The organism is Nocardia sp. NPDC051463 (assembly GCF_040681975.1).
Lineage (GTDB): Bacteria > Actinomycetota > Actinomycetes > Mycobacteriales > Mycobacteriaceae > Nocardia.
Genome location: NZ_JBFBAB010000008.1, coordinates 221,350 through 244,563 on the forward strand (window position 1 = coordinate 221,350; position 23,214 = coordinate 244,563).

Below are 23,214 nucleotides of genomic sequence, written 5' to 3' on the forward strand. Positions count from 1 at the left end.
ACGGAACCGGGACGACGCAGACGATGACCGCCCCAAGACGGGTAGGTGCTGGTCAGCGGGGGCGTCGTCGGCCGACAATCGCGTTGATGTCGCGTAGCGCGTCCGCGGCTCGGCGTATCGCGTCGTCGGGTACGCCCGCCATCACCTGCTCGTGCACGCGGCCCGCGGTCGCCACCGCCGCCTCGGCGATGCGCAGGCCCTCGGGCGTCAGCTGGACCCATCGGCTGCGTCCGTCACCGGGGTTGTCGGCGCGTTCGATGCGGCCTGCGGAGGTGAGGCGCTGCAGCACGTTGCTGGTGCCACCCGAGGTCAGAAACAGCGCTCGACTGAGCTCGCTCGGCTTGAGTCTATGTGGGGCTCCCGCGCGCAATAGTGCTGCCAGCACATCGAATTCGGCATAGGTGAGCCCGAATTCGGCGATCTCCATCCGGATTGCCTGCTGCATAACTCCGTCGAGTCGCGCGATCCGTTTGCTCAGCTCCAGCGTCGCGATCAACGAGTCGGACAGGCCGTTGGCCTGCCATCCCGGCACCAGTTCGTCGACGTCATCCTGCACAGCGGGGAGTTTACTAGCTTTCATTATTGCTTTCTTAAAAGCTTTTGATCTAGTCTTTGGCCATGAGTTCGACACTTCTTCTCCGCGGCGGCATCGTGCTGGACACCGAGCCACAGCCGCGGGTCACCGAGCACACCGACGTTTTGATCGAGAACGGTCGAATCGCTACTCTCGGAACGGGATTGAGCGCAACAGAGGTGCTCGACGTCAGTGGTCACATCGTGATGCCGGGGTTCGTCGACACGCATCGGCACACCTGGCAAGCCGCCATCGGCGCGACCATGGCCGACGCCACCCTCGCCGGTTACCTCGCTCGTGTTCTCGGTGGTTTCGCGCCGCGGTATCGACCCGCCGACGCGCGCATCGGCAACCTCGCGGGGGCCTTGGACGCGCTCGGTGCCGGCACGACGACCCTGCTCGACTGGTCGCAGCTCAACGCGACTCCGGAGCACACCGATGCCGCGATCCAGGGACTTCGAGAATCGGGCATCCGTGGCGTATTCGCCTATGGCGGTGCCGCTCCCGCGGGAGTCTCGCCTCGACTGACGTTCGCCTACGCCGCGATGGGGCCCGAAATCGCCGGAGCGGAAGAGGGGATTCGAGAATGGCGCGAAGCCAGAGAGCTCGGCCTACCGATCACGGTGCACATGGGTGGCAATGGAAGAGAAAGCGCCGCACGCGGATTGGCGGTGCTGGCAGCAAGCGACCTGCTCGGATCGCACACCACCTACATCCACCCCAATTATTTCTCCGACGACGAACTGCGCCGTATCGCCGACACCGGCGGCACCGCGTCGATCGCGCCGATCAGCGAAGCCGGCTTGTATATCGGCTATCCCGCCACCGGCCGGTTGCGCGCAGCCGGAATTCCAACCTCGCTCAGCTCGGACTCCGTCACCAGTGGTCCCGGTGACATGTTCAGCGTGATGCGAGCCGCCTACCTACTCGAAAGGGCCCGTCCTGGAATGGAATTCACCACCCGCGACGTCCTGCGCATGGCCACTCTCGAAGGAGCCGAAGTGCTCGGGCTCGGCGATGTCACCGGCTCGCTGCGCCCTGGCAAGCAGGCCGATCTCCTCGTGCTGCGCACCGACGGCCTCGGCATGGGCGCTCTGCTGGACCCGATCGCCGCCGTGGTCCTCGCTGCCGGACCAGCCGATATCGACACCGTGGTGGTCGGCGGTGAGATCGTCAAACGCGGTGGGCGACTCGTCCATCACCGAATCGATGCGGTGCGCGCGGAGCTACTGGAGTCGGCCCGCCACGTGGCGACGGTGTGAATTGGGTGCTGCCCGAGCAGACCACCGCGGCGTCCTTGGTTGTCTCGCTCGAGGGTTGGATAGGAGAGCAGCCGATGAGCCCCCGCGATGGCAGCCCGGTTGCGGGCCGTTGGCTGCACATATTCATGCAGCCGAATTCTGTGACGTCGCTCGGCGATTCGATGTCGGCGCGGAGTTGTGGATGTCAGCGAGCGGCGCGCGTGCCATCGACGACATGCTCGGCGAGGCCACTGTTGCGGGCGAGCCATTCCAGCAGCGCCGTCATAACGTCGAGGGCACGGCTCGGCCGACCTGGGATCCGTTGATCTCGGCGCAGTCTCCGTTATCCGATGACCCGAATGATCTCGTCGTCGAATATCTCTTGCGTTTCGAAGGAAACCTCGGAGTCGAGGAGCCTGGTGCGCAGTGGGGATCGCCAGGGCTGCGGGTCGCCCCACGTTCCGTAGAGCTTCCACGGCGAGAGGGCGATGATTCGCAGACCATCCTGGGCGGCGTTCCACGCGGCAGCCGCGACGCCGGGTGTGTCGTCATCCGGTGTTACTGATGCGTGCGGAGACAGTGAATAGAAAAGGCTCCTGACCAGGAACTGCCTGGTCAGGAGCCTTCCTTCTGTGCCCTCGGCAGGAATCGAACCTGCGGCCTTCTGCTCCGGAGGCAGACGCTCTATCCCCTGAGCTACGAGGGCGGGATAGATCTCGGTCGAACGCCGGGTGGGGCGGCCGATCGGGCGGGGAAAGCGTATCGCATCGGCAGCCGTCCGCCAAAAAAGGCGCCGGGTCGGGCGGTTTCGCGAGTTCGACCCGGCGCGGACGGGGGTCAGGTCAGCGGTAGGGGTGATGCGCCTCTGGAGGTGAGCATGGTGGTCATCAGTTGGGCTTCACCGCGTTGGGTTGTCTCCATGGTGCTGGCCAGGCTGCGCACGGCGGTGGTTTCGGCGTGCTCGGCCGCGTACCGGATCATCGACATGCCGCCCTGGTGGTGGCGCAGCATGAGCTGCAGGAACATCGTGTCCAGCGCCGGGCCGGTGGCCTGGCGCAGCGCTGTCATCTCCGCGTTGGTCGCCATGCCGGGCATGGTCGGCATCGGGCCGGACATCGGGCGGCCCGCCGGGCCGCCGACGTGGTCGTGACCGCCGCCCGCCGGTTCGGTCATCCAGCCCATGTAGCCGTCGACGTCCTGCATCGACTTGCCCCACAGTTGTAGCCAGCCCTGCAGCCTGCCCAGCTGGGCCTGCTGGGTGGTCAGAATGTCGTAGGCGAGCCTGCGTACGTCGTTGTCGGTGGAGCCGATGAGCGCGACGCCGGCCATGTCGACCGCCTGGGCGTGGTGGGCCGACATGTCCTGGCTGAATCCGGTGTCCACGGCGCTCGGGTCGGGTTCGGCATTGCGGTCCAGCGGAATCCGAGCGAGGACGCCGACGGCGAAACCGATCAGCAGGATGCCGATCGCGCCGATAACCAGTAGCGCGGTGCGCTGACGGCGGAACTGTGCGCCGAAATCGGCGCCGTCGTCTCCGGAGGCAGGCAGGTCCTGTTCGGTCGACTCCGCACCGGCGTCGACTCCGGCTGCCGCGGGCGGGTCCTGTTCGGTCGACTCGGCACCGGCGGCACTGCTCGAGACAGTGGTCAGGTCCTGTCCGGTTGGACTGCCGATGGCGTCACTGCCGGAAGTGGCGGTCGAGTCCGGCTCGGTTCCGGTGTCGGTCATCTACTGGCCCGTCGTCGGTTGACCGGGCGCGGGTTGCGTCGGGACCTGCGCACCAGGCAGGCCGGGAGCACCAGGCAGGCCGGGAGCACCGGGCATACCGGGCAGGCCAGGCGCGCCGGGCAGGCCGGGGACACCGGGGACGCCCGGAATACCGCCGGGCAGGCCCGACAGGCCGCCGCCGAGCTCGGTCGGGTCGGGTTCGAGGCCCTTGCCGTCCATCGGCACCGCATTCGGTCCGGGCGGGCTGGGGTCGAACGGCAGTGGGTTGTTCGCGTCGAAGGACGGGTTGGAGCAGCTCGCGCCCACCTCGGGGTATGCCCAAGGGTTGGCACGCAACGCTGTGAGGAACTGGTTGACCCGCTTGTCGTCGGGGCTGTCCACGGTCAGCCGATGACCCCAGGACTGCAGTGACACCGCCGAGGCCAGGCCGGGGTACGGCGACATCAGGGTCTGCTGCTTGCCCTCGACCTTCTTCTTCAGAGTGTCTACGCCCGCGGCGTCAACCTTGTCCGGGTTATAGGTGATCCACACCGCGCCGTGCTCGAGCGAATGCACCGCGTTCTCCACCCGGATCGGCTTGCTGTACACCACGCCGGTGCAGTTCGCCCACGCCTGATCGTGCGGGCCGCCGAATGGTGGGCTCTGGTCATAGGCCACCCGCTGGGCGCCCGAGATGTGCAGACCAGCCTGGTACTCCTGCTTGGTCACGCCCGAGATCTGATCGGAAGGGTCCTTGCGTTGCGCGCTCGGCGTGTATTTCTCGAGGTCGGCCTTATCCCGGTACTTCGGGACCAGGCTGTAGGCGAGGACACCGACCAATGCGATGATGACCGCGGCAGCGCCGATGGCCAGCCACGGAATCTGGCGCTTCTTGCCGAGCGGGCTCTTGCCACCGCCCCTTTTGCGCGAAGACGATGACTTCCCGGCGGCCCGGACGGCCTTGGCCGATTTGGCACTTGTGCTCGGCATTGCTCGTTGTGCTCTTTCGACGTGATGGATCCGCTGGCAGTGCGGTGCCCACTCGAGGTGCGCACCCGCCCAGACCATAGGATAGAGACTCGTGACTCCAGCTGACCTTGCAGATCTCCTTCGCGCAACTGCGGCGAAGGTGCTTGTCGAACGTGGTCTGGACCCTGCGGTCCTGCCCGACGCGGTCAGTGTGGAGCGCCCCCGTAATCCGGAACACGGTGACTATGCCACGAATGTGGCGATGCAGGTCGGCAAGCGGGCCGGAACCAATCCGCGCGAATTGGCAGCCTGGTTGGCCGCCGCGCTCGCCGCGAACGACGGCATCGAGTCCGCCGATGTGGCGGGTCCAGGCTTTCTGAACATCCGGCTCGCCACGTCCGCGCAGGGCGCGATCGTCGCGCAGGTACTGGCGGCGGGCGCGGGGTACGGCACGTCCGAAGCGTTGACCGGTACCCGCATCAACCTGGAGTTCGTGTCGGCCAATCCGACCGGCCCCGTGCACCTCGGCGGTACCCGCTGGGCCTCGGTCGGTGACGCACTCGGCCGGATCCTGGCCGCGCAGGGCGCCGAGGTGACCCGGGAGTACTACTTCAACGATCACGGCGCGCAGATCGAGCGTTTCGCCAAGTCCCTGGTCGCTGCCGCCGCCGGCGCGGCGACTCCGGAGAAGGGGTACGCAGGCGCCTATATCGCCGAGATCGCCGACAAGATCGTCGCCGGGCATCCGGATGCGCTGACGCTGCCGGAGGCCGAGCGGCTCGAGCTGTTCCGCGCCGAGGGTGTCGAGCTGATGTTCGCCCAGATCCGGGCGTCACTGCATGAGTTCGGCACCGACTTCGACGTCTACTTCAACGAGAGCTCGCTGTTCGAGTCCGGTGCGGTGGAGCAGGCCGTCACCACGCTCAAGGACTCCGGCGATCTCTACCAGAAGGACGGCGCGTGGTGGATCGCCAGCTCGGAATACGGTGACGACCAGGATCGTGTGGTCATCAAGAGCGATGGCAACGCGGCCTACATCGCGGGCGACATCGCCTACTTCCAGAATAAGCGCGCCCGCGGCTTCGACCTGTGCATCTACATGCTCGGCGCCGACCATCACGGCTATATCGGCCGGTTGAAGGCCGCTGCCGCCGCGTTCGGGGACGATCCGGCCACGGTCGAGGTGCTGATCGGGCAGATGGTGAATCTGGTCAGAGACGGCGTCGCGGTGAAGATGAGCAAACGCGCGGGTACCGTTGTCACCCTCGACGATCTCGTCGAGGCGATCGGCGTCGACGCGGCCCGCTACGCACTGGTACGCAGCTCGGTGAACTCGAGCATCGATATCGATCTGAACCAGTGGACCAGCGAGAACAACGAAAACCCCGTCTACTACGTGCAATACGCGCACGCCAGGTTGTCGTCGTTGGCGCGCAACGCGGTGGATCTCGGGGTGAGCGCGGCGAACCCGGACTTCGGGTTGCTCGCTACCGAGCACGAGGGCGAACTCATCCGCACCCTCGGCGAGTACCCACGGGTGGTTGCCAGCGCCGCGAGCCTGCGGGAACCGCACCGGGTCGCCCGCTATCTGGAGGAGCTCGCGGGCGCGTACCACCGGTTCTACGGCGCCTGCCAGGTGCTGCCCAAGGGCGACGAGCTGCCTGCGCCGCTGCATACCGCACGGCTCGCGCTGTGTGAGGCCACCCGTCAGGTGCTCGCCAACGGCCTCGGGCTGCTCGGCGTCAGCGCACCGGAGCGCATGTGAACGGGCTATCGGGCTTCGAGACGAGCAGTGTGAGGAAGGTACTTCAGTGAGCGCGCATCCAGCCGGACCCCGGCACGCCGAGATCCCGCATGCCCCCAGTCTGGCGGAGCGCCCGCGTGATCCGAAGCAGATGATAGAGCTGCCGGTAAATGTGTGGCCGCGCAACGCTTCTCGCGATGGCGACGGTGTCGTGCAGTTGGCCGGTGTGCCGGTGCACGAGCTGGCCGCCCAGTTCGGCACCCCGCTGTTCGTCGTGGACGAGGACGACTTCCGTTCCCGCTGCCGCGACATGGTGCGCGCGTTCGGCTCAAATGCGCGAGTCCACTACGCGTCCAAGGCATTCCTGTGCGGCGAAATCGCGCGCTGGATCCGCGACGAAGGGCTCTCGCTGGACGTGTGTTCCGGCGGCGAGCTTGCCGTCGCGCTGCACGCAGGTTTCCCCGCCCAGCGAATCGCGTTGCACGGCAACAACAAGTCGGTTCCCGAGCTGGAAGCGGCGGTCGCGGCGGGCGTCGGGCACGTGGTGGTCGACTCGCTGATCGAAATCGATCGCCTCGAGGTGGTCGCGGGTCGTGCCGGCGTGGTGCAGGACGTGCTCGTTCGTGTCACCGTCGGAGTGGAAGCCCATACACACGAATACATTTCGACCGCGCACGAGGATCAGAAGTTCGGTTTCTCCATCGCTGGCGGCGACGCCATGCAGGCGCTGGCCCGCGTTTTCGAGGCCGACAACCTGCGCCTGGTCGGGCTGCACTCGCACATCGGGTCGCAGATCTTCGAGCTCGACGGCTTCGAGATCGCCGCGCGTCGGATGCTCGGCCTGCTGCGCGCTGCCGTCGACAAGTTCGGCATCGAGCGCACCGCCCAGATCGCCACCCTGGATCTCGGTGGCGGCCTTGGTATTTCGTACCTACCCAACGACGATCCGCCGCCGCTGGACGAGTTCGCGACGAGCCTGCGCAAGTTGGTCGGTGAGGAAGCCGACCGCGCCGGATTGCCGGAACCGACCATCGCGGTGGAACCGGGTCGCGCCATCGCGGGACCCGGCACCGTGACGCTGTACGAGGTGGGCACGATCAAGGACGTCTCGCTCGACGGCGGACTTACTCGCCGGTATGTCAGCGTCGACGGCGGCATGAGCGACAACATCCGCCCCGCGCTGTATCAGGCGGACTACGATTGCCGACTGGTCTCGCGCTCCTCGGACGCCGACCCGGTGGTTGCCCGCGTGGTCGGAAAGCATTGCGAGAGCGGCGATATCATTATCCGGGACACCTGGATGCCCGCCGACGTCGGCCCCGGTGATCTGGTCGCGGTGGCGGCCACCGGTGCGTATTGCTACTCCATGTCGAGTCGATACAACCAGCTGACACGTCCCGCGGTCGTCGCAGTGCGTGACGGAGTTCCGCGACTCATTCTGCGCCGGGAAACGGTGGCGGACCTGCTCAGCCTGGAGGTGTAGATGAGCAACACCGACACAGCCTCGCTCATCGGAGCCGATCGAGTGCGGGTATACCGCACTAACACAGAGGTGGAATCATGACCAATGCCGCGAAGCAAGGAACCTGGGGAACCGATCGTCCGATCGGGGTCGCGGTTCTCGGGATGGGCAATGTCGGCACCGAGGTGGTGCGCATTCTGCGCGACCACGCCGATGACCTGCGCTCGCGCGTCGGCGCACCGGTCGTGCTCCGCGGTGTCGCGGTGCGCAACCTCGACACCGACCGCGGTGTGCCCGCCGAACTGCTGACCACCGACGCGGACGCGCTCGTCGCCCGCGACGACGTCGACCTGGTTGTCGAGGTCATCGGTGGCATCGATCCGCCGCGCCGCCTGATCCTGGCCGCGCTGAATGCGGGCAAATCCGTCGTGACCGCCAACAAGGCGCTGCTCGCCGACTACACCGGTGAGCTGGCCGCGGCTGCCGAGCGCAGCCGTGCCGACCTGTACTTCGAGGCCGCCGTCGCGGGCGCGATCCCGGTGGTGCGTCCGCTCATCCAGTCGCTGGCCGGTGATCGGGTCAACAAGGTCGTCGGCATCGTCAACGGCACCACCAATTTCATCCTCTCCGCAATGGACGAGACGGGCGCCGACTACTCGGACACGCTCGCCGAGGCCACCCGCCTCGGGTACGCCGAGGCCGACCCGACCGCCGACGTCGAGGGCTACGACGCAGCCGCGAAGGCCGCGATCCTGGCTTCGCTGGCCTTCCACACCCGGGTCACCGCCGCCGATGTGTACCGCGAGGGCATTTCGAAGATCTCGGCGGAGGACCTGGAGACCGCGTCCGAGCTGAACTGCACGGTCAAGCTGCTCGCGATCTGCGAGCGCGTCGACTCGGGCCCCGGCGAGCCCGGCCCCGAAGAAGGCGGCAAGGAGCGCGTCTCGGTGCGCGTCTACCCGGCCCTCATTCCGCGTAAGCACCCGCTGGCCGCGGTCAGCGGTGCGTTCAACGCGGTGGTCGTCGAGGCGGAGAACGCGGGACGGCTGATGTTCTACGGTCAGGGTGCGGGCGGCGCTCCGACGGCGTCCGCGGTGCTCGGTGATCTAGTGATGGCCGCGCGCAACAAGTTCTACGGTGGCCGCGCTCCCGGTGAATCGGTTTATGCTGAGCTACCGATTGCGCCGATCGGCGATACGCCGACCCGCTACCACGTGAACCTGCAGGTCGCAGACCGTCCTGGGGTCCTGGCCAAGGTTGCGGGCGAGTTCGCCAAGCACGAGGTGAGCATTTCGACCGTCCGCCAGGAAGGGCACGGCAACGGTGCGCGCCTCGTTGTTGTGACCCACCATGCGGTGGAGTCGGCGCTCGCGGACACCGTGGCCGCTCTCGCGGAGATGGAGTCCGTCACATCCGTGACCAGTGTTCTGAGATTGGAAGGCACCGAAGAATGAGGACGAATGTGCGGACAGTCGCCGACATTCGCGGCGATATGTCCACAGGTTTCCGGTGCGCATCCGCTCCCGGTTCGATGCAGGGAGCGTTGGCATGAACACCGCAGGCGTCGCGCCGCAGACCGGAGTGCATTCCCGCTGGCCGGGACTGATCGCGGCCTATCGCGATCGACTCGCAGGGGCGGCTGACTGGGAGCCGGTCACCCTCTTCGAGGGCGGCACCCCGCTGGTGCCCGCGCCACACCTGTCCGAGCTGACCGGGTGTGATGTGTACCTCAAGGTCGAGGGACTCAATCCGACGGGTTCGTTCAAGGACCGCGGCATGACGATGGCGATCACCGATGCCAAGTACCGCGGTCAGACCGCCGTGCTGTGTGCCTCCACCGGCAACACCTCGGCCTCGGCCGCCGCCTACGCGACCCGCGCAGGCATGACCTGTGCCGTGCTGATCCCGCAGGGCAAGATCGCGATGGGCAAGCTGGCCCAAGCTGTCATGCTCGGCGCGAAGATCATCCAGGTCGAGGGCAATTTCGACGACTGTCTGGAGCTGGCCCGCAAGGTGACCGCGGAGTTCCCGAGCATCGGTCTGGTGAACTCGGTGAACCCGGCCCGCATCGAGGGGCAGAAGACAGCCTCGTTCGAGATCTGCGATGTACTCGGCAAGGCGCCGGATGTGCACGTGCTCCCGGTGGGCAACGCGGGCAACATCACCGCCTATTGGCGCGGTTACCGCGAGTACTACGCCGACGGCATCACCACGCAGCTGCCGCGCATGCTCGGTGTGCAGGCCGCGGGTGCCGCGCCGCTGGTCAACGGCGCCCCGGTGAAGGACCCGGAAACCATCGCCACCGCCATTCGGATCGGCGCGCCCGCGTCCTGGAACGGTGCGATGGAAGCCAAGGAACAGTCCGGTGGCGCCTTCCGTGCTGCCACCGATGAGGAGATCCTGGAGGCGTACCGGCTGGTCGCCGCCTCCGAGGGCGTCTTCGTCGAGCCTGCTTCGGCGGCCAGTGTGGCCGGTCTGCTCGCGGCCCGCAAGGAGGGCTGGCTCGACTCCGGCCTGACCGTTGTGTGCACCGTCACCGGCAACGGACTCAAGGATCCCGACACCGCGCTGTTGGGAATGCCGCAGGTCCAGGCGATCAAGGTCGACCCGGTCGCGGTGGCCGCCGAACTAGAGCTGGCATGAATTGAGTGCTCGGGAAAGTCAAGTGCATGAGCGGGCGGCAGCCATGACGCGGACGCTGCCCGCTGGGGTATCCGTGCTGGCGCGGGTGCCCGCCTCCAGTGCGAACCTGGGGCCCGGATTCGATTCGCTCGGTATGGCATTGGGCATCTACGACGAGATCGAGGTGCGCACTACCGATTCCGGCCTGACGATCCGGGTGGAGGGTGAGGGCGCCGACGACGTGCCGTGGGGCCCTTCACATCTGGTGGTGCGGGCCATCGAGCGAGGCCTGGAATCCGCCGGTGTCTGGGCCGACGGACTTGATGTGGTGTGCCGCAACGTGATTCCGCATTCGCGTGGTCTGGGTTCCTCGGCCTCCGCGGTGGTCGGCGGGCTGGCAGCCGGCTGTGCGCTCGCCGCGAAATTGGATCCGGCACTGGCCACCAGCGCGGACCAATTGGTCCAGCTGGCATCGGAATTCGAAGGTCATCCGGACAATGCGGCCGCCAGCGTGCTCGGCGGTGTGGTGGTGTCCTGGACCGAAACCGACCGGCCCGCTGATGCGGGCGTGGACGGCACCGCGACCGCGCCGACCCGGATCTACCGCGCGGTGCGCCTCGAGCCGCATCCCGACCTGCGTGCGGTGGTGCTCATTCCCGAGGAGCGCTCGTCCACCGCGCACACTCGAGGTCTGCTGCCCGAGGTGGTGCCGCACGGCGACGCCGCGTTCAACCTCAGCCGGGCCGCCCTCGCGGTGGTTGCGCTGACCGAGCGCCCGGATCTGCTGCTGCCCGCGACCGCGGATCGGCTGCATCAGGGCCAGCGTGCGCCCGCCCTGCCGCTGACGACCGCCTGGATCCACCGGCTGCGGGCCGCCGGTATCGCGGCGACGGTTTCCGGCGCGGGCCCGACGGTACTGGCCCTCGTCACCAGCGAATTCCCCGAGGAACTCCGCGAACTGGCGGCCGCGGAAGGTCTGCGGGTGGTCGAGCCGGGGCTCGCGGAAGGCGTCCAGGTCGACTGACGGCGAGTCTGCCTTGCCGAGGTTGACAGTTGCCAGCTATCCTGAGCGAGTCCGTACATCGTGCGCATCAGACGCCGGTGCTTCATCAGGGCAATCGCTCCAGCAGGCTCCAGGCTCGAGCCTCCAGGCCATGGGGGTGCTGCGTAGCTGCGCAACTGGAATGATCTCTCCCACCTTTCACAAATTGGTGGCGAAGCCGCCGGTCCGGCGGGGCAGGTGATACGGCACAAAGCGACCGGCAGGACGGATGTCCGGCGGTTGTACTCCGAGTTCGGCACAGTGCCCGGACTGCGGAACGAACCCTCGAAATAGCACACGGCAATCGAGGGAAGGAAAGGATTTCCGTGACAGATACGGACCTGCTCGCGACACCCGGGGTGGAATCCAACCCAACGACCCCGGGCGACCGCGAAAGTGACTCCGGACAGATTTCGAAGATGAGCGAACAAACCGACGTCGCACGATCGGGGCTGACTGGAATGTTGTTGCCGCAGTTGCGCGCGCTCGCGGGGGAGCTCGGTATCCGAGGCACCTCCGGAATGCGCAAAGGCGATTTGATCGCCGCTATCAAGGAAAACCAGGCCGGAAAGTCGGCGAAGGCAGAAAAGTCCGCGCGTGGCGAGGTGAAGTCCGATGCGGACACCGCCAAGGCGGTGCCGGTGCAGGCAACCCTGGATGTGACGCCCGCGGCTGCTGCCGTGACGAACAAGGCTTCCGCTCCGTCGAATCAGGCTCCCGCCGCGGCCGCGTCGAATGAGGCTCCCGCGGCCACGTCGAAGTCCGCTCCCTCGAAGTCTGCTCGATCCGAGCAAGCGCAGGCCGACTCGGCGCAGGCTGAGGCCGCGCCGACCGAGACCACCGAGGAATCCGGCCGCGAGTCGGGTCAACGTGGTCGTGGCAGGCAGCGTCGCGGACGTGACCAGGCCCGCGCCGGTGGCGAGACCGCGGCGGCGGAATCGCGGGGTGAAGAGCCGAAGCAGGACCAGGATCAGGGCGAACGTCGCCGTGAGCGTGGTCAGTCCGGCGAGCGTGGTCAGTCCGGCGAGCGTGGTCAGTCCGAGCGCAACAACCAGAACGGGAGCGGCAATCGGGACCGTGGCGGCGAAAGCCGTGGCGGCGACAGCAACCGTGGCGGTGACGAGGACGAGGGCGGTCGCGGACGGCGTGGACGTCGCTTCCGTGAACGTCGTCGTGGCCGCGACCGCGAAGGTGCCCCCAGCACGGGCGAGGCCCGTGAGCTGGAGATCCGCGAAGACGACGTGTTGCAGCCGGTCGCGGGCATCCTCGACGTGCTCGACAACTATGCGTTCGTGCGGACCTCGGGCTACCTGGCCGGACCGAACGACGTGTACGTCTCGATGAACCTCGTCCGCAAGAACGGCCTGCGCCGCGGTGACGCGATCACCGGTGCGGTGCGCGCCCCGCGGGACGGTGAGCAGAGCAACCAGCGGCAGAAGTTCGATCCGCTGGTGCGGTTGGACACCGTCAACGGCGGTGACGTCGACGCGGCCAAGCGTCGTCCCGAGTTCAGCAAGCTGACCCCGCTCTACCCGAATCAGCGGCTGCGTCTGGAAACCACGCAGAACAAGCTGACCACGCGTGTGATCGACCTGATCATGCCGATCGGTAAGGGCCAGCGTGCACTGATCGTCTCCCCGCCCAAGGCGGGTAAGACCACGATCATGCAGGACATCGCGAATGCGATCGCCATCAACAACCCCGAGGTCTACCTCATGGTTGTGCTGGTCGACGAGCGTCCGGAAGAGGTCACCGACATGCAGCGTTCGGTGAAGGGTGAGGTCATCGCCTCCACCTTCGACCGGCCGCCGTCAGATCACACCTCGGTTGCCGAGTTGGCCATCGAGCGGGCCAAGCGCCTGGTCGAAATGGGCAAGGACGTAGTGGTGCTGCTCGACTCGATCACCCGATTGGGCCGTGCGTACAACAACTCCTCGCCCGCCTCCGGCCGCATCCTCTCCGGTGGTGTCGATTCCACCGCGTTGTACCCGCCCAAGCGGTTCCTCGGCGCGGCACGCAACATCGAGAACGGCGGCTCGCTGACGATCATCGCCACCGCGATGGTGGAGACCGGTTCGACTGGTGACACGGTGATCTTCGAGGAGTTCAAGGGCACCGGTAACGCAGAGCTCAAGCTGGACCGCAAGATCGCGGAACGGCGTGTGTTCCCCGCGGTGGACGTCAATCCGTCCGGTACCCGTAAGGACGAGCTACTGCTCAGCCCCGACGAGGCGGCGGTGCTGCACAAGCTGCGGCGCGTACTGACCGGCCTCGACTCGCATCAGGCGATTGATCTGCTGATCGACCGACTGAAGAAGAGCAAGAACAACCTCGAGTTCCTGATGCAGGTGAGCAAGACCGCGCCGGGCGCACTCGACGAATGAGCCGGTCCGCCTCGCCGCGACTTCCACGCACAAGTAGGTGCCGGGAGAGTCACCCGGCGGGGCGGCGGTCGAGTACTCGGTGACGTCCGGGCGTACCCCAGGAGCTACCCAGGTACTCGCGAAATCAGTCATTGCTCCAGCAATCTCAGGGGCTCCGTGCACACGGGGCCCCTGAGTGCTGCGCGGGCTGAAGAACACCAGGCCGATGGCGCCGGCGCCGATGATCATGCAGCTGAGGATCATTGCGGTCGTTGCTGTCGGGCCGGAGGCGGTTGCGGTGTGCACCGGTTCCGAGGACGTCGTGGTCGGCGCCGCGTATACAACGGTCGAGGTGTTCGGGGCGTCGGGTACGGCAAGCCAGCCCGCCGCGACAGTGAGAAGTAACAGGGCGAATATCGCGAGTGCGATTCGGCTGTTCATGACGTTCTCCCTTCTGTCTCGGCACGGCGTTGTGCTACCAGGGCTCAAACTCTATGAACAGCGGTGTTCGCATTCCTGAGTAGCGGACTACTCGACTTAAGAGATCCGTAAGAGTGTGGGATCCGCGTGGCCGGACTTCCGGGGGTGGGAAGGACGGGGGAGTACTCGCCGGCCGGGAACAAACCCGTACCGGGATGCGTTTTGGGAGCGTAGCGGCAGTTCTGGCATACTGAACGGTCGTTGCGTCTGCTCACCGAGCAGACCTCCCGCCTAGTCGGCTCCGGTTCACGCTCTCGCTATCTGCGGGGGCGACCCGGCGGCCAATATCGAGAGGACACCCATGAAGGCAGGAATCCACCCGACGTATGTCGAGACCACGGTCGTCTGTGGTTGCGGCAACACCTTCCAGACTCGCAGCACCAAGGAGTCGGGACACATCACCGTCGAGGTCTGCTCGCAGTGCCATCCGTTCTACACCGGCAAGCAGAAGATCCTCGACACCGGCGGCCGTGTGGCCCGCTTCGAGGCCCGCTACGGCAAGCGTGCCGGCAAGAAGGCCGAAGCCGAAGCCGACGCCAAGTAGCTTCCTCGCCGACGCCCGGTCCTGCTTCCGCAGGCCGGGCGTCGGTGCTTTTGTGTGGTCCTGGTCTTCGCCCGGGATGCGTGGAAAAACGAGAGGAAGCAGTTACCGTGACGCAACCGTCCGCGATCGATGACATTCTGGCCGAGCACGCGGGCTTGGAGATACAGCTGTCCGATCCGGCGCTGCACAACGATCCGGGCGCCGCGCGCCGGGTCGGCAAGCGGTTCGCCGAGTTGGCCCCCATCATGGCCACCTACAACAAACTGCAGACCGCCCGCGACGATCTCGCCGCCGCCAAGGAACTCGCGGCCGACGACGCGGCTTTCGCGGCCGAGGTGCCCGATCTGGAACGCCAGGTCGTCGAGTTGGAGCAGACGCTGGCGGATCTGCTCGCTCCGCGCGACCCGCACGACGGCGACGACGTGGTGCTCGAGGTCAAGTCCGGCGAGGGCGGCGAGGAATCCGCGCTGTTCGCCGCGGACCTGGCCCGCATGTACATCCGTTACGCCGAGCGGCACGGATGGAAGGTCGAGGTTCTCGACGTCACCATCTCCGACCTCGGCGGTTACAAAGACGCCACGCTATCGATCAAGAGCAAAGACGCCGCCCGCGACGGTGTCTGGTCGCGATTCAAATTCGAGGGCGGTGTGCACCGGGTGCAGCGCGTCCCGGTGACCGAATCGCAGGGCCGCATCCACACCTCGGCCGCGGGCGTCCTCATCTATCCAGAGCCCGACGAGGTGGAAGAGGTGCAGATCGACGAAACCGATCTGCGCATCGATGTCTACCGCTCCTCCGGTAAGGGTGGGCAGGGCGTCAACACCACCGACTCGGCGGTTCGCATCACTCACCTGCCCTCGGGCATCGTGGTGACCTGCCAGAACGAACGGTCCCAGCTGCAGAACAAGGCACGCGCGATGCAGGTGCTCGCCGCGCGGCTGCAGGCGCTCGCCGAGGAGCAGGCCGACCAGGAAGCCGCGGCGGGCCGAGCCAGCCAGATCCGCACGGTCGACCGGTCCGAGCGCATCCGCACCTACAACTTCCCGGAGAACCGGATCGCCGACCACCGCATCGGATTCAAGGCCCACAACCTGGATGCTGTGCTCGATGGCGATATGGACGCACTGCTCGATGCGCTGGGCAAGGCGGATCGCGAAGCCCGGATGGCCGCCGAATAAGGCTCGACCGGGCAAAGACAGGTCCGCCTCTCCGCGTATTCAGTGCCCGAGCGGGTGCCGCAGCTGTTACGTTGCGGGCTGGCGGACATGTGCCCGACCAGATTGGGCGCGCCCCGGAGTTACCCATGTACATGCCAAATCAGTTGATCCGACTCGAGATACGCGGGTGCTGACATGAGCCGTGAGCCGTTGCGACCAGCCATCAACGCAGCTGTGGAAGCCCTGCGGGCAGCCGGGGTGCACAGTCCGCAGGCAGATGCCGAACATCTCGCGGCGCATCTGCTCGGCGTCGAGCGAACACGGCTGGCGCTGACGCCGCTGGTGGAGACCGAGAAGCTTGCGCAGTACCGCGCGCTGGTCGCCAAGCGTGCGGAGCGAATCCCGTTGCAGCACTTGACCGGTACGGCCGCGATGGGCGAGATCGACCTGGCGGTCGGGCCCGGCGTTTTCGTGCCGCGCCCGGAGACCGAGCTGCTGTTCGCCTGGGCGTTGGGCCAAGTGGAGAAGCTGCCGCACGATCACCCGCCCCTCGTGGTCGACCTGTGCACCGGCTCCGGTGCGCTCGCCTTGGCCATCGCGCACGCCCGCCCCGACGCCGACGTACATGCCATCGAGATCGATCCGTCCGCACTGCAATGGGCTCGCCGCAATGCCGACCTCCGTATCGCCGACGGCGACACCCCCATCACCCTGTACGCCGATGACGTCACCGACCCGGACCTGCTGTCGGAGCTCAACGGCCGCGTCGACCTCGTGGTGTCCAACCCGCCCTACATCCCGGATGCCGCCGAGCTCGACCCCGAGGTCGCCGACCACGACCCGCATCTGGCCCTGTTCGGCGGCCCCGACGGCCTGGACGTCATCCGTGCGATGATCCCCACGATCGCCCGCCTGCTGCGCCCCGGCGGCACCACCGCCATCGAACACGACGACACCAACGGCTCGGAGCTGGCGGCGTTACTCGGCAAACAGGGCGAATTCACCAATATCGTCGAACACCCCGACCTAGCCGGAAAACCGCGCTTCGTCGCCGCTAACCGCGCCTGACCCCCTGCCCCGATCCGGTCCAGTGCGACAGCTACACCACGTCGTGCGCCCACCCCACGCCCCGCCAAGTCTCGTCTGTCGAGCGCAGCCGGATCCCAGCACCAGAGTTCGTGGCACCTCCCTCTCTCGAGTAGTCGCGCCACATCCACCAAGGTCGCAGGCTCGGCTACCAATGTTCCGGCGCGGCCCGATGATGTCTGCCGACCGCAGCGTGATCAGGCATTAGAGTTGCCGGCCAGTCCCACCTTCATGCCAGCCTCACTGCATCCACCGAAGTCGCAGGCTCAACTACCAACGCCCCCACTCGGCACGACGACACCTTCCGAGCGCAGCGAGACCCAGCACCAAAGTTGCCGGCGTGTCCCACCTTCACACCAACCCCACTACCCCCACCGAAGTCGCGAGCTCAGCCACCGACGCCCCACTCGGCACGATGATGTCTTCCGAGCGAAGCGAGACCGAGCATTAGAGTTCGCGGCCCGTCTCGCTTCCGAGCCGTCGAAGCGCACGCGCCGAAGTCGCAAGTCTCGACGGCTCGGAAGCGAGACCAAGGGGGCCGCGAACACGCAGCGCCGAAGGCGCTGCCAAAAAAACACAGCAAACACTATGACAGGATGGTGGCGTGAGTACCGTCTACGACTGCGCGGATCGCGACTCCCGTGCCGCCGGACTGACCGCAGCCACGAGTGCCTTGAAATCCGGGCGATTGGTCGTGCTGCCCACCGACACGCTCTATGGCCTCGCCGTCGATGCGTTCGATTCTTCGGCGGTCGGTTCGCTGCTTGCGGCCAAGCGACGCGGTAGAGACATGCCGGTGCCGGTGCTGGTCGGATCGTGGCACACCATCGATGGCCTGGTTTTCTCGGTGCGCCCGCAGGCCCGCGAACTGATTCGCGCGTTCTGGCCCGGCGGACTGAGTCTCGTTGTGCAGCAAGCCCCTTCGCTTGCGTGGGATCTCGGCGATACTCGAGGAACGGTGATGCTGCGGATGCCGCTGCACCCGGTCGCGCTCGAGCTGCTGCGTGAGGTCGGCCCACTGGCGGTGTCCAGTGCCAACGTTTCGGGACAGCCGCCTGCCAAGACCGCCGCCGAGGCTCGCGATCAGCTCGGCGATCTGGTCGGTGTCTATCTCGACGGCGGACCGTCCGAGCACGCCGTCGCTTCCACCATCGTCGATCTCACCGCCGACCAGCCGCGCATCCTGCGCGAGGGCGCGGTGTCGATTGCCGATATTGCCGAGGTGCTCGGAATGTCGCCGGAAGCCCTGACCAGCGCCGTATCGAGGTGAGTTGGCTCGGCCTGGACGCGGCGACCAGGTGAACGCCCCCGTGTGATGTGTCGGAAGAGCTCGGGGCACAGCGGTGGCAAGTGCGGGCGCAACTCGGGCTGCTCGGTAAAGCTGTGCGCTGCGAATGAATAGGTACTCCGCGGGAGTCTGCCCGAATGTCTGACCGCGAATCGACGCGCTGATCTTCCGACCTCGGCACTCTGCAGTGAGGCCGCCCGCGAGCGACTTCACATCCGAGTGCCGTCGGATGCGTGCCGCATGTCGACCGCGGATCGCCGGTACGGTCGTGGAGCCGAAGCGGGCCGGTCTCGGGTCGCCGCCGCCGCCCGGCCCGATCGATCTGGGATGCGTCGTGTTCACGCTATGGATGCGATGATGGTCGCCGTGAAGATGGTCCGGGACAACATCTATTCCGATGGTCGTTTGCTGGGGACGGGAAGGGCACCTCTGGTGGGTGAGGGGCTGCGGTGACCGGTCAGGGAGCTGTCGTACCCCTGCGTGAGCTACTGCTTGTGCTGCTTGTCGCATCGACCGTGACGTTCCTGGCGACCGGAGGGGTTCGGTTGATGGCGATTGCATTCGGTGCGGTCGCGGTGCCGCGTGAGCGCGATGTCCACGTCAAACCGATCCCTCGCATGGGTGGGGTCGGCATATACGTCGGGGTTGTCGCCGCAATCCTCTTCGCTCAGCAGTTGCCCGCGCTGCGTCGTGGGTTCGAGTGGCAGCATGATATTTCGGCAGTTCTGGTGGCGGGGACGCTCATCGTCTTGGTCGGCATTGTCGACGATCGCTGGGGTTTGGACGCGCTGACAAAATTCGCGGGGCAGGTGACCGCTGCCGGTGTGATGGCAGTTATGGGTTTGAGCTGGGTTATCGTCTACGACCCGTTCAACAATGAGACGGTTGTTCTCGATAGGTTGCTGGGCGGATTGATTACTGTCGGCATCACCGTCGTGATGATCAATGCAATGAATTTCGTCGATGGTCTGGACGGCCTGGCGGCGGGCCTGGGCATGATCGCGGCGTTGGCTGTGTTCGTGTTTACGATCGGATTGCTGAACGAGCAGGGTGGTGCCGCTGACACCTATCGTCCGGCGCTGCTCGCCGCGGCGCTGGCCGGTGCGTGCTTGGGTTTCCTTCCGCATAATTTTCAGCCGGCACGAATCTTCATGGGCGACTCCGGCTCGATGCTGATCGGGTTGATGCTGGCCGCCGTGTCCACAGGTGCGTCCGGGCGGATACCGCTGACCGGCTTCGGGCCCCGTGATGTAGTCGGCTTGCTGTCACCTCTGTTGTTGGTCGGCGCGGTGATGTTCATTCCGGTGCTGGATCTCGTGCTGGCCGTGGTGCGACGAGTCCGTGCCGGCGTCAGTTTTTCGACTCCGGACAAAATGCACTTGCATCACCGGTTGCTGCAGATCGGACATTCACACCGGCGCGTGGTTTTGCTCATCTATTTGTGGGTCGGTGTGCTCGCCTTCGGCGCCGTCGGCACCGCGCTGATGGACCGGCGGTTGGTGGTCCTGCTGATGGCGGGCGGCCTGGTTTTCGCCCTCGTCGTCACCGCGATTCCCGGCCTGCGCCGCAGGGAGGCCGCGGGTGACCGGACCCCGCCCGGGTAAAGTTTTGGTCGTGAGCTTTACTCCGACACCTGTCCCCGGTCCCGAAGCGCCGCTCAAGGCGGCGCTGCGCTATGGCGTGATCGGGTTGATCGTGTTGGTCGTGCTCGCCGTGGCGATCGCCTCCGCGGCGGCCGGTATGCCCGGCTTCTGGGGTGCGCTGATCGGCGCCGCCATCGGTGGCGGTTTCATCCTCACCACGGCGGTCGTCGTGTTGCTCGGCGCGAAGCTGCCTGCGAGCACAGCGGGCCTGGTCATGCTGGTCAGCTGGGTCGGCAAGCTGTTGGTCGCGATGGTGGTGGTGGCGGTGCTGCAGAACTTCGACTTCTACAACCGGACGGCCCTGTTCCTGACCGTGGTCGGTGCCCTGGTCATCGTGCTCGGAGCGGAGACGTATGGCGTTCTGCGCCAGAAGGTTCCATACGTGACGGTGCCCGATGCCGAGCCTGAACCGGGTACTGGTGAGTAATAAAACCCACCCACCTACACACTGTCGTAGATAACTTGGTAAAGTCTTGGTAAGCAAGCAACCAAGCGAGGGGGGATCACCCCGATCCCGCTGAGTGCCGCTATGCTTACTGCCGTGCCGGGCTCCGAGGGTTCCGGTTCTGCATGTCGACGATGTCGCCGACACACGTACAGACGCCAGGCGGAATCCATCCCGCCGCACAGCTGCTGACGAAATTCGAGCCGACCTGAGTCGACTAATTGATCGTCAATGTCCGATCGAACCGTGGGTACGACCGAACCCACGGCCCGAACACGGGAGAGAACGCTGAGCGTCACCACTTTGGCGGGCGAGTTCCACGCGCCATCGCTGTCCGACTTCTTCCCTCCAGCTGTGCTGTTCGAGGGTACGCCGTTCGAACTCGACCGACTGATGCTGATCCGCCTGATCATGACGGCAGTTCTTGTCATTGTGATGGTGTTGGCATTCCGGAGTCCCCGCATCGTCCCGCGCGGCCTGCAGAACATTGCCGAAACAGGATTGGTCTTCGTCAAGGAACAGATTTGCGATGAGGTTCTCGGTAAGGAATCCGGCCGCAGGTTCTTCCCGCTCATCGCGACGATCTTCTTCACGGTCCTCTTCCTGAACTTCTCCGGCATCATTCCGGGGTTGAACATCTCGTCGAACGCCCGAATCGGCATGCCGCTGGTGTTGGCCGCACTTGCTTACATCACGTTCAACTACGTGGGTATCAAGAAGTACGGCTTCCTCACCTACATGCGCAGCAGCATCGTGGTTCCGAATGTTCCGCTCGCCTTGCACGGGTTGCTGATTCCGATCGAGTTCGTCTCGACTTTTATCCTGCGCCCGTTCACGCTGACGGTCCGACTCATGGCGAACATGCTGGCAGGTCACATCATGCTGGTGCTGTTCTTCAGCGCCACCTGGTTCTTCCTGTTCGACGCCACCTCGTGGATGAAGGTGTTCTCGCCGTTCTCGCTGCTCGCGGGACTCGGATTCACCCTGTTCGAGATTTTGGTCATCTTCCTGCAGGCCTACGTGTTTGCACTGCTGACCGCCGTATACATCGGACTTGCGCAACACGCTGACTCGCACTGACCCGAACAACTACCGAATACCTGCTACACCCGCCGACCGGCGTGTGGGCAACAGAAAGGGAATGGAACTCATGAGCCTCGCGTACTTGGCCCAGGAAGCTGCAACCAACGAGTCGACGTTCAAGGGCTTCGGCGCCATCGGCTACGGTCTGGCCGCCATCGGCCCGGGCATCGGCGTGGGCATCGTCGTCGGTAAGGCGATCGAGGGCATCGCCCGTCAGCCCGAGCTGCAGGGCACGATCCGCACCAACATGTTCCTCGGTATCGCGTTCACCGAGGCGCTCGCGCTGATCGGCCTCGTCGCCGGCTTCATTTTCTGAGTTTGCGATGACCACGCTTTCTGTGCTCGCCGCGGGAACAGGGGAAGATGTCAATCCCCTTATCCCCGAGACATACGACATCGTGTGGTCGGTGGTCTGCGTTGCGATCATCGGCTTCGTTTTCTACAAGTACGTAATTCCACGCCTCGTGAAGGTGCTGGACGAGCGTGCCGACAAGATCGAGGGTGGCATCCAGCGGGCCGAGGCCGCGCAGGAAGAGGCCCAGCTGACCCTGCAGCAGTATCAGCAGCAGCTGGCCGAGGCCAGGCTCGAGGCCGCGCGCATCCGTGAGGACGCACGCACACAAGGCCAGCAGATCCTCGCGCAGATGCGCACGGAAGCCCAGGCCGAAAGCGACCGCATCGTCGCGGCAGGCCACAGCCAGCTGGAAGCCCAGCGGCAGCAGATCCTCACCGAACTGCGTGCCGAGGTCGGACAGACGGCCGTCGATCTGGCGGAAAAGATTATCGGACAGTCGGTTTCGGACGAGGCCAAGCAAGCGGCTTCGATCGAGCGGTTCCTGGCCGAGCTCGACCAGTCGAATGCCGGCATCGGGGTCGGAAGGTAGCGACGCGAAAGTGAGAAGCATGTACGCAGCGAGCCGCGAGGCAAGCTCCCGGTCCCGGGAGGCGCTTCGGGCCGCTCTGACCGGAAGCGACAGTGTTGCGGCCACAACGGGTTCGGAACTGTTCGCCGTTGTCGCCGTGCTGGACGACCAGCGTTCGCTGCGTGTTGCGCTCGCGGACGTTTCGGTGCCCGGCGCGGTTCGCGCCGAGCTGAGCGAGCGGGTCTTCAGCGGCAAGGTCAGCGCTGCCACGCAGGCGGTGCTGACCACCGCGGTGGCCCAGAACTGGTCGCGCACTGCCGATTTGGTCGACACTCTGGTGTTGCTCGGGCAGGAAGCGCTGCTGGAGTCGGCTGCTGACAGCGGGCGGATCGACGCGGTCGAGGACGAGCTGTTCCGACTCGGCCGGATCATCAGCGACAACCCCGAGTTGGAGCAGGCACTGTCGGACCACGCGAAGCCCGCCGAGGCCAAGCGTGAGCTGATCGGTCGTCTGCTCACGGGCAAATCCGACACCATCACCCAGACCCTGGCGGACCAGGTGGTCACCCGGTCGAAGACGGGCATCGGCGAAGCATTCGACGAGCTGTCCGATCTCGCGGCCGCGCGGCGCGAGCAGATCGTCGCGCATGTTCGCGCCGCGATCGCGCTGACCGACCAGCAGCGCGGCCACCTTGCGGCGTCGTTGCAGCGCATCTACGGCAAGCCGGTCACGGTGCACGTCCAGGTCGATCCGAGTCTGCTGACCGGTGTCGTCGTGCACATCGGCGACGACGTGATCGACGGCAGCGCCACCGGCCGACTGGAACGGCTGCGTCGGGCCCTGGCTTGATGTCACAGCCTGACGACTCCTAATCCCCCCGACATTCGAGACCAGACAGCG

The 23,214-nt window shown here is 66.0% G+C and carries 21 protein-coding genes and 1 tRNA gene; 18 read left to right on the forward strand and 4 right to left on the reverse strand.

The features are described 5' to 3' along the window. Nucleotides 1-52 precede the first annotated feature (52 nt). Complete coding sequence (locus tag AB0M74_RS14445) at nt 53-556, reverse strand: MarR family transcriptional regulator (RefSeq protein WP_364906465.1); 504 nt, start codon at nt 554-556, stop codon at nt 53-55. 62 nt (nt 557-618) lie between these two features. Here AB0M74_RS14445 and AB0M74_RS14450 point away from each other — a divergent pair, with 62 nt between their 5' ends. Continuing rightward, nucleotides 619-1,836 (forward strand): amidohydrolase family protein, encoded by a 1,218-nt coding sequence (locus AB0M74_RS14450; RefSeq protein WP_364906468.1) that lies wholly within the window; start codon nt 619-621, stop codon nt 1,834-1,836. A gap of 181 nt (nt 1,837-2,017) precedes the next feature. Then, nucleotides 2,018-2,380: a hypothetical protein gene (locus tag AB0M74_RS14455; RefSeq protein ID WP_364906470.1), complete on the forward strand. Its 363-nt coding sequence runs from the start codon at nt 2,018-2,020 to the stop codon at nt 2,378-2,380. 68 nt (nt 2,381-2,448) lie between these two features. Here AB0M74_RS14455 and AB0M74_RS14460 read toward each other — a convergent pair. From AB0M74_RS14460 to AB0M74_RS14470, 3 genes are all read right to left on the reverse strand, one after another. Beyond that, nucleotides 2,449-2,521, reverse strand: a tRNA-Arg gene (locus tag AB0M74_RS14460). Between the two features lie 131 nt (nt 2,522-2,652). Next, a complete protein-coding gene (locus AB0M74_RS14465) occupies nt 2,653-3,543 on the reverse strand; it encodes a DUF305 domain-containing protein (RefSeq protein ID WP_364906473.1) in 891 nt (296 codons plus the stop codon). Continuing rightward, nucleotides 3,544-4,512, reverse strand: coding sequence for a DUF3105 domain-containing protein (locus tag AB0M74_RS14470; RefSeq protein WP_364906476.1), 969 nt, complete (start codon nt 4,510-4,512; stop codon nt 3,544-3,546). 91 nt (nt 4,513-4,603) lie between these two features. Here AB0M74_RS14470 and argS point away from each other — a divergent pair, with 91 nt between their 5' ends. The 16 genes from argS to AB0M74_RS14550 all read left to right on the forward strand — a co-directional run bounded on the left by argS (nt 4,604) and on the right by AB0M74_RS14550 (nt 23,163). Further along, nucleotides 4,604-6,256 carry an arginine--tRNA ligase gene (gene argS / locus AB0M74_RS14475; protein ID WP_364906479.1) on the forward strand — a complete coding sequence of 551 codons (1,653 nt, stop codon included), beginning with the start codon at nt 4,604-4,606 and terminating at the stop codon, nt 6,254-6,256. A 46-nt stretch (nt 6,257-6,302) separates the two neighbouring features. Beyond that, nucleotides 6,303-7,718 (forward strand): diaminopimelate decarboxylase, encoded by a 1,416-nt coding sequence (gene lysA / locus AB0M74_RS14480; protein WP_364906482.1) that lies wholly within the window; start codon nt 6,303-6,305, stop codon nt 7,716-7,718. Nucleotides 7,719-7,795: 77 nt separating this feature from the next. Beyond that, entirely contained in the window at nt 7,796-9,151 is a 1,356-nt protein-coding gene (locus tag AB0M74_RS14485) for a homoserine dehydrogenase (RefSeq protein ID WP_364906484.1), read from the forward strand. A 94-nt stretch (nt 9,152-9,245) separates the two neighbouring features. Continuing rightward, entirely contained in the window at nt 9,246-10,340 is a 1,095-nt protein-coding gene (gene thrC, locus AB0M74_RS14490; RefSeq protein WP_364906487.1) for a threonine synthase, read from the forward strand. A 43-nt stretch (nt 10,341-10,383) separates the two neighbouring features. Beyond that, entirely contained in the window at nt 10,384-11,343 is a 960-nt protein-coding gene (gene thrB / locus AB0M74_RS14495; protein WP_364906490.1) for a homoserine kinase, read from the forward strand. Nucleotides 11,344-11,780: 437 nt separating this feature from the next. Next, nucleotides 11,781-13,745 carry a transcription termination factor Rho gene (gene rho, locus AB0M74_RS14500; protein WP_364906493.1) on the forward strand — a complete coding sequence of 655 codons (1,965 nt, stop codon included), beginning with the start codon at nt 11,781-11,783 and terminating at the stop codon, nt 13,743-13,745. Nucleotides 13,746-14,505: 760 nt separating this feature from the next. Next, on the forward strand, nt 14,506-14,748 hold the full coding sequence (gene rpmE / locus AB0M74_RS14505) for a 50S ribosomal protein L31 (RefSeq protein ID WP_364906496.1): 243 nt from the start codon (nt 14,506-14,508) through the stop codon (nt 14,746-14,748). Nucleotides 14,749-14,855: 107 nt separating this feature from the next. Next, complete coding sequence (gene prfA, locus AB0M74_RS14510; RefSeq protein WP_364906499.1) at nt 14,856-15,926, forward strand: peptide chain release factor 1; 1,071 nt, start codon at nt 14,856-14,858, stop codon at nt 15,924-15,926. Nucleotides 15,927-16,100: 174 nt separating this feature from the next. Next, nucleotides 16,101-16,973 carry a peptide chain release factor N(5)-glutamine methyltransferase gene (gene prmC, locus AB0M74_RS14515; RefSeq protein WP_364906501.1) on the forward strand — a complete coding sequence of 291 codons (873 nt, stop codon included), beginning with the start codon at nt 16,101-16,103 and terminating at the stop codon, nt 16,971-16,973. Between the two features lie 622 nt (nt 16,974-17,595). Beyond that, the gene (locus AB0M74_RS14520) at nt 17,596-18,261 is read left to right on the forward strand and encodes an L-threonylcarbamoyladenylate synthase (protein ID WP_364906504.1); all 666 of its coding nucleotides are present in this window, start codon (nt 17,596-17,598) and stop codon (nt 18,259-18,261) included. A 467-nt stretch (nt 18,262-18,728) separates the two neighbouring features. After that, the gene (locus AB0M74_RS14525) at nt 18,729-19,883 is read left to right on the forward strand and encodes an MraY family glycosyltransferase (RefSeq protein WP_364906506.1); all 1,155 of its coding nucleotides are present in this window, start codon (nt 18,729-18,731) and stop codon (nt 19,881-19,883) included. A 10-nt stretch (nt 19,884-19,893) separates the two neighbouring features. Beyond that, nucleotides 19,894-20,349 (forward strand): hypothetical protein, encoded by a 456-nt coding sequence (locus tag AB0M74_RS14530; protein ID WP_364906508.1) that lies wholly within the window; start codon nt 19,894-19,896, stop codon nt 20,347-20,349. A 249-nt stretch (nt 20,350-20,598) separates the two neighbouring features. Beyond that, nucleotides 20,599-21,447, forward strand: coding sequence for a F0F1 ATP synthase subunit A (atpB, locus tag AB0M74_RS14535; RefSeq protein WP_364906511.1), 849 nt, complete (start codon nt 20,599-20,601; stop codon nt 21,445-21,447). A 70-nt stretch (nt 21,448-21,517) separates the two neighbouring features. Continuing rightward, complete coding sequence (locus AB0M74_RS14540) at nt 21,518-21,766, forward strand: ATP synthase F0 subunit C (protein WP_364906576.1); 249 nt, start codon at nt 21,518-21,520, stop codon at nt 21,764-21,766. Between the two features lie 7 nt (nt 21,767-21,773). Beyond that, nucleotides 21,774-22,334: a F0F1 ATP synthase subunit B gene (locus tag AB0M74_RS14545; protein WP_364906513.1), complete on the forward strand. Its 561-nt coding sequence runs from the start codon at nt 21,774-21,776 to the stop codon at nt 22,332-22,334. 19 nt (nt 22,335-22,353) lie between these two features. Beyond that, nucleotides 22,354-23,163, forward strand: a complete 810-nt coding sequence (locus tag AB0M74_RS14550; protein ID WP_364906516.1) for a F0F1 ATP synthase subunit delta — start codon at nt 22,354-22,356, stop codon at nt 23,161-23,163. The last annotated feature ends 51 nt before the right edge of the window (nt 23,164-23,214 follow it).

Bases quoted from the DNA above. Each gene is read 5' to 3' on its own strand.
- AB0M74_RS14450 (WP_364906468.1), top strand. From the start codon at position 619: ATGAGTTCGACACTTCTTCTCCGCGGCGGCATCGTGCTGGACACCGAG.
- AB0M74_RS14455 (WP_364906470.1), top strand. From the start codon at position 2,018: ATGTCAGCGAGCGGCGCGCGTGCCATCGACGACATGCTCGGCGAGGCC.
- AB0M74_RS14465 (WP_364906473.1), bottom strand. From the start codon at position 3,543: ATGACCGACACCGGAACCGAGCCGGACTCGACCGCCACTTCCGGCAGT.
- AB0M74_RS14470 (WP_364906476.1), bottom strand. From the start codon at position 4,512: ATGCCGAGCACAAGTGCCAAATCGGCCAAGGCCGTCCGGGCCGCCGGG.
- AB0M74_RS14485 (WP_364906484.1), top strand. From the start codon at position 7,796: ATGACCAATGCCGCGAAGCAAGGAACCTGGGGAACCGATCGTCCGATC.
- thrC (WP_364906487.1), top strand. From the start codon at position 9,246: ATGAACACCGCAGGCGTCGCGCCGCAGACCGGAGTGCATTCCCGCTGG.
- thrB (WP_364906490.1), top strand. From the start codon at position 10,384: ATGACGCGGACGCTGCCCGCTGGGGTATCCGTGCTGGCGCGGGTGCCC.
- rho (WP_364906493.1), top strand. From the start codon at position 11,781: ATGAGCGAACAAACCGACGTCGCACGATCGGGGCTGACTGGAATGTTG.
- rpmE (WP_364906496.1), top strand. From the start codon at position 14,506: ATGAAGGCAGGAATCCACCCGACGTATGTCGAGACCACGGTCGTCTGT.
- prmC (WP_364906501.1), top strand. From the start codon at position 16,101: ATGAGCCGTGAGCCGTTGCGACCAGCCATCAACGCAGCTGTGGAAGCC.
- atpB (WP_364906511.1), top strand. From the start codon at position 20,599: ATGTCCGATCGAACCGTGGGTACGACCGAACCCACGGCCCGAACACGG.
- AB0M74_RS14540 (WP_364906576.1), top strand. From the start codon at position 21,518: ATGAGCCTCGCGTACTTGGCCCAGGAAGCTGCAACCAACGAGTCGACG.
- AB0M74_RS14545 (WP_364906513.1), top strand. From the start codon at position 21,774: ATGACCACGCTTTCTGTGCTCGCCGCGGGAACAGGGGAAGATGTCAAT.
- AB0M74_RS14550 (WP_364906516.1), top strand. From the start codon at position 22,354: ATGTACGCAGCGAGCCGCGAGGCAAGCTCCCGGTCCCGGGAGGCGCTT.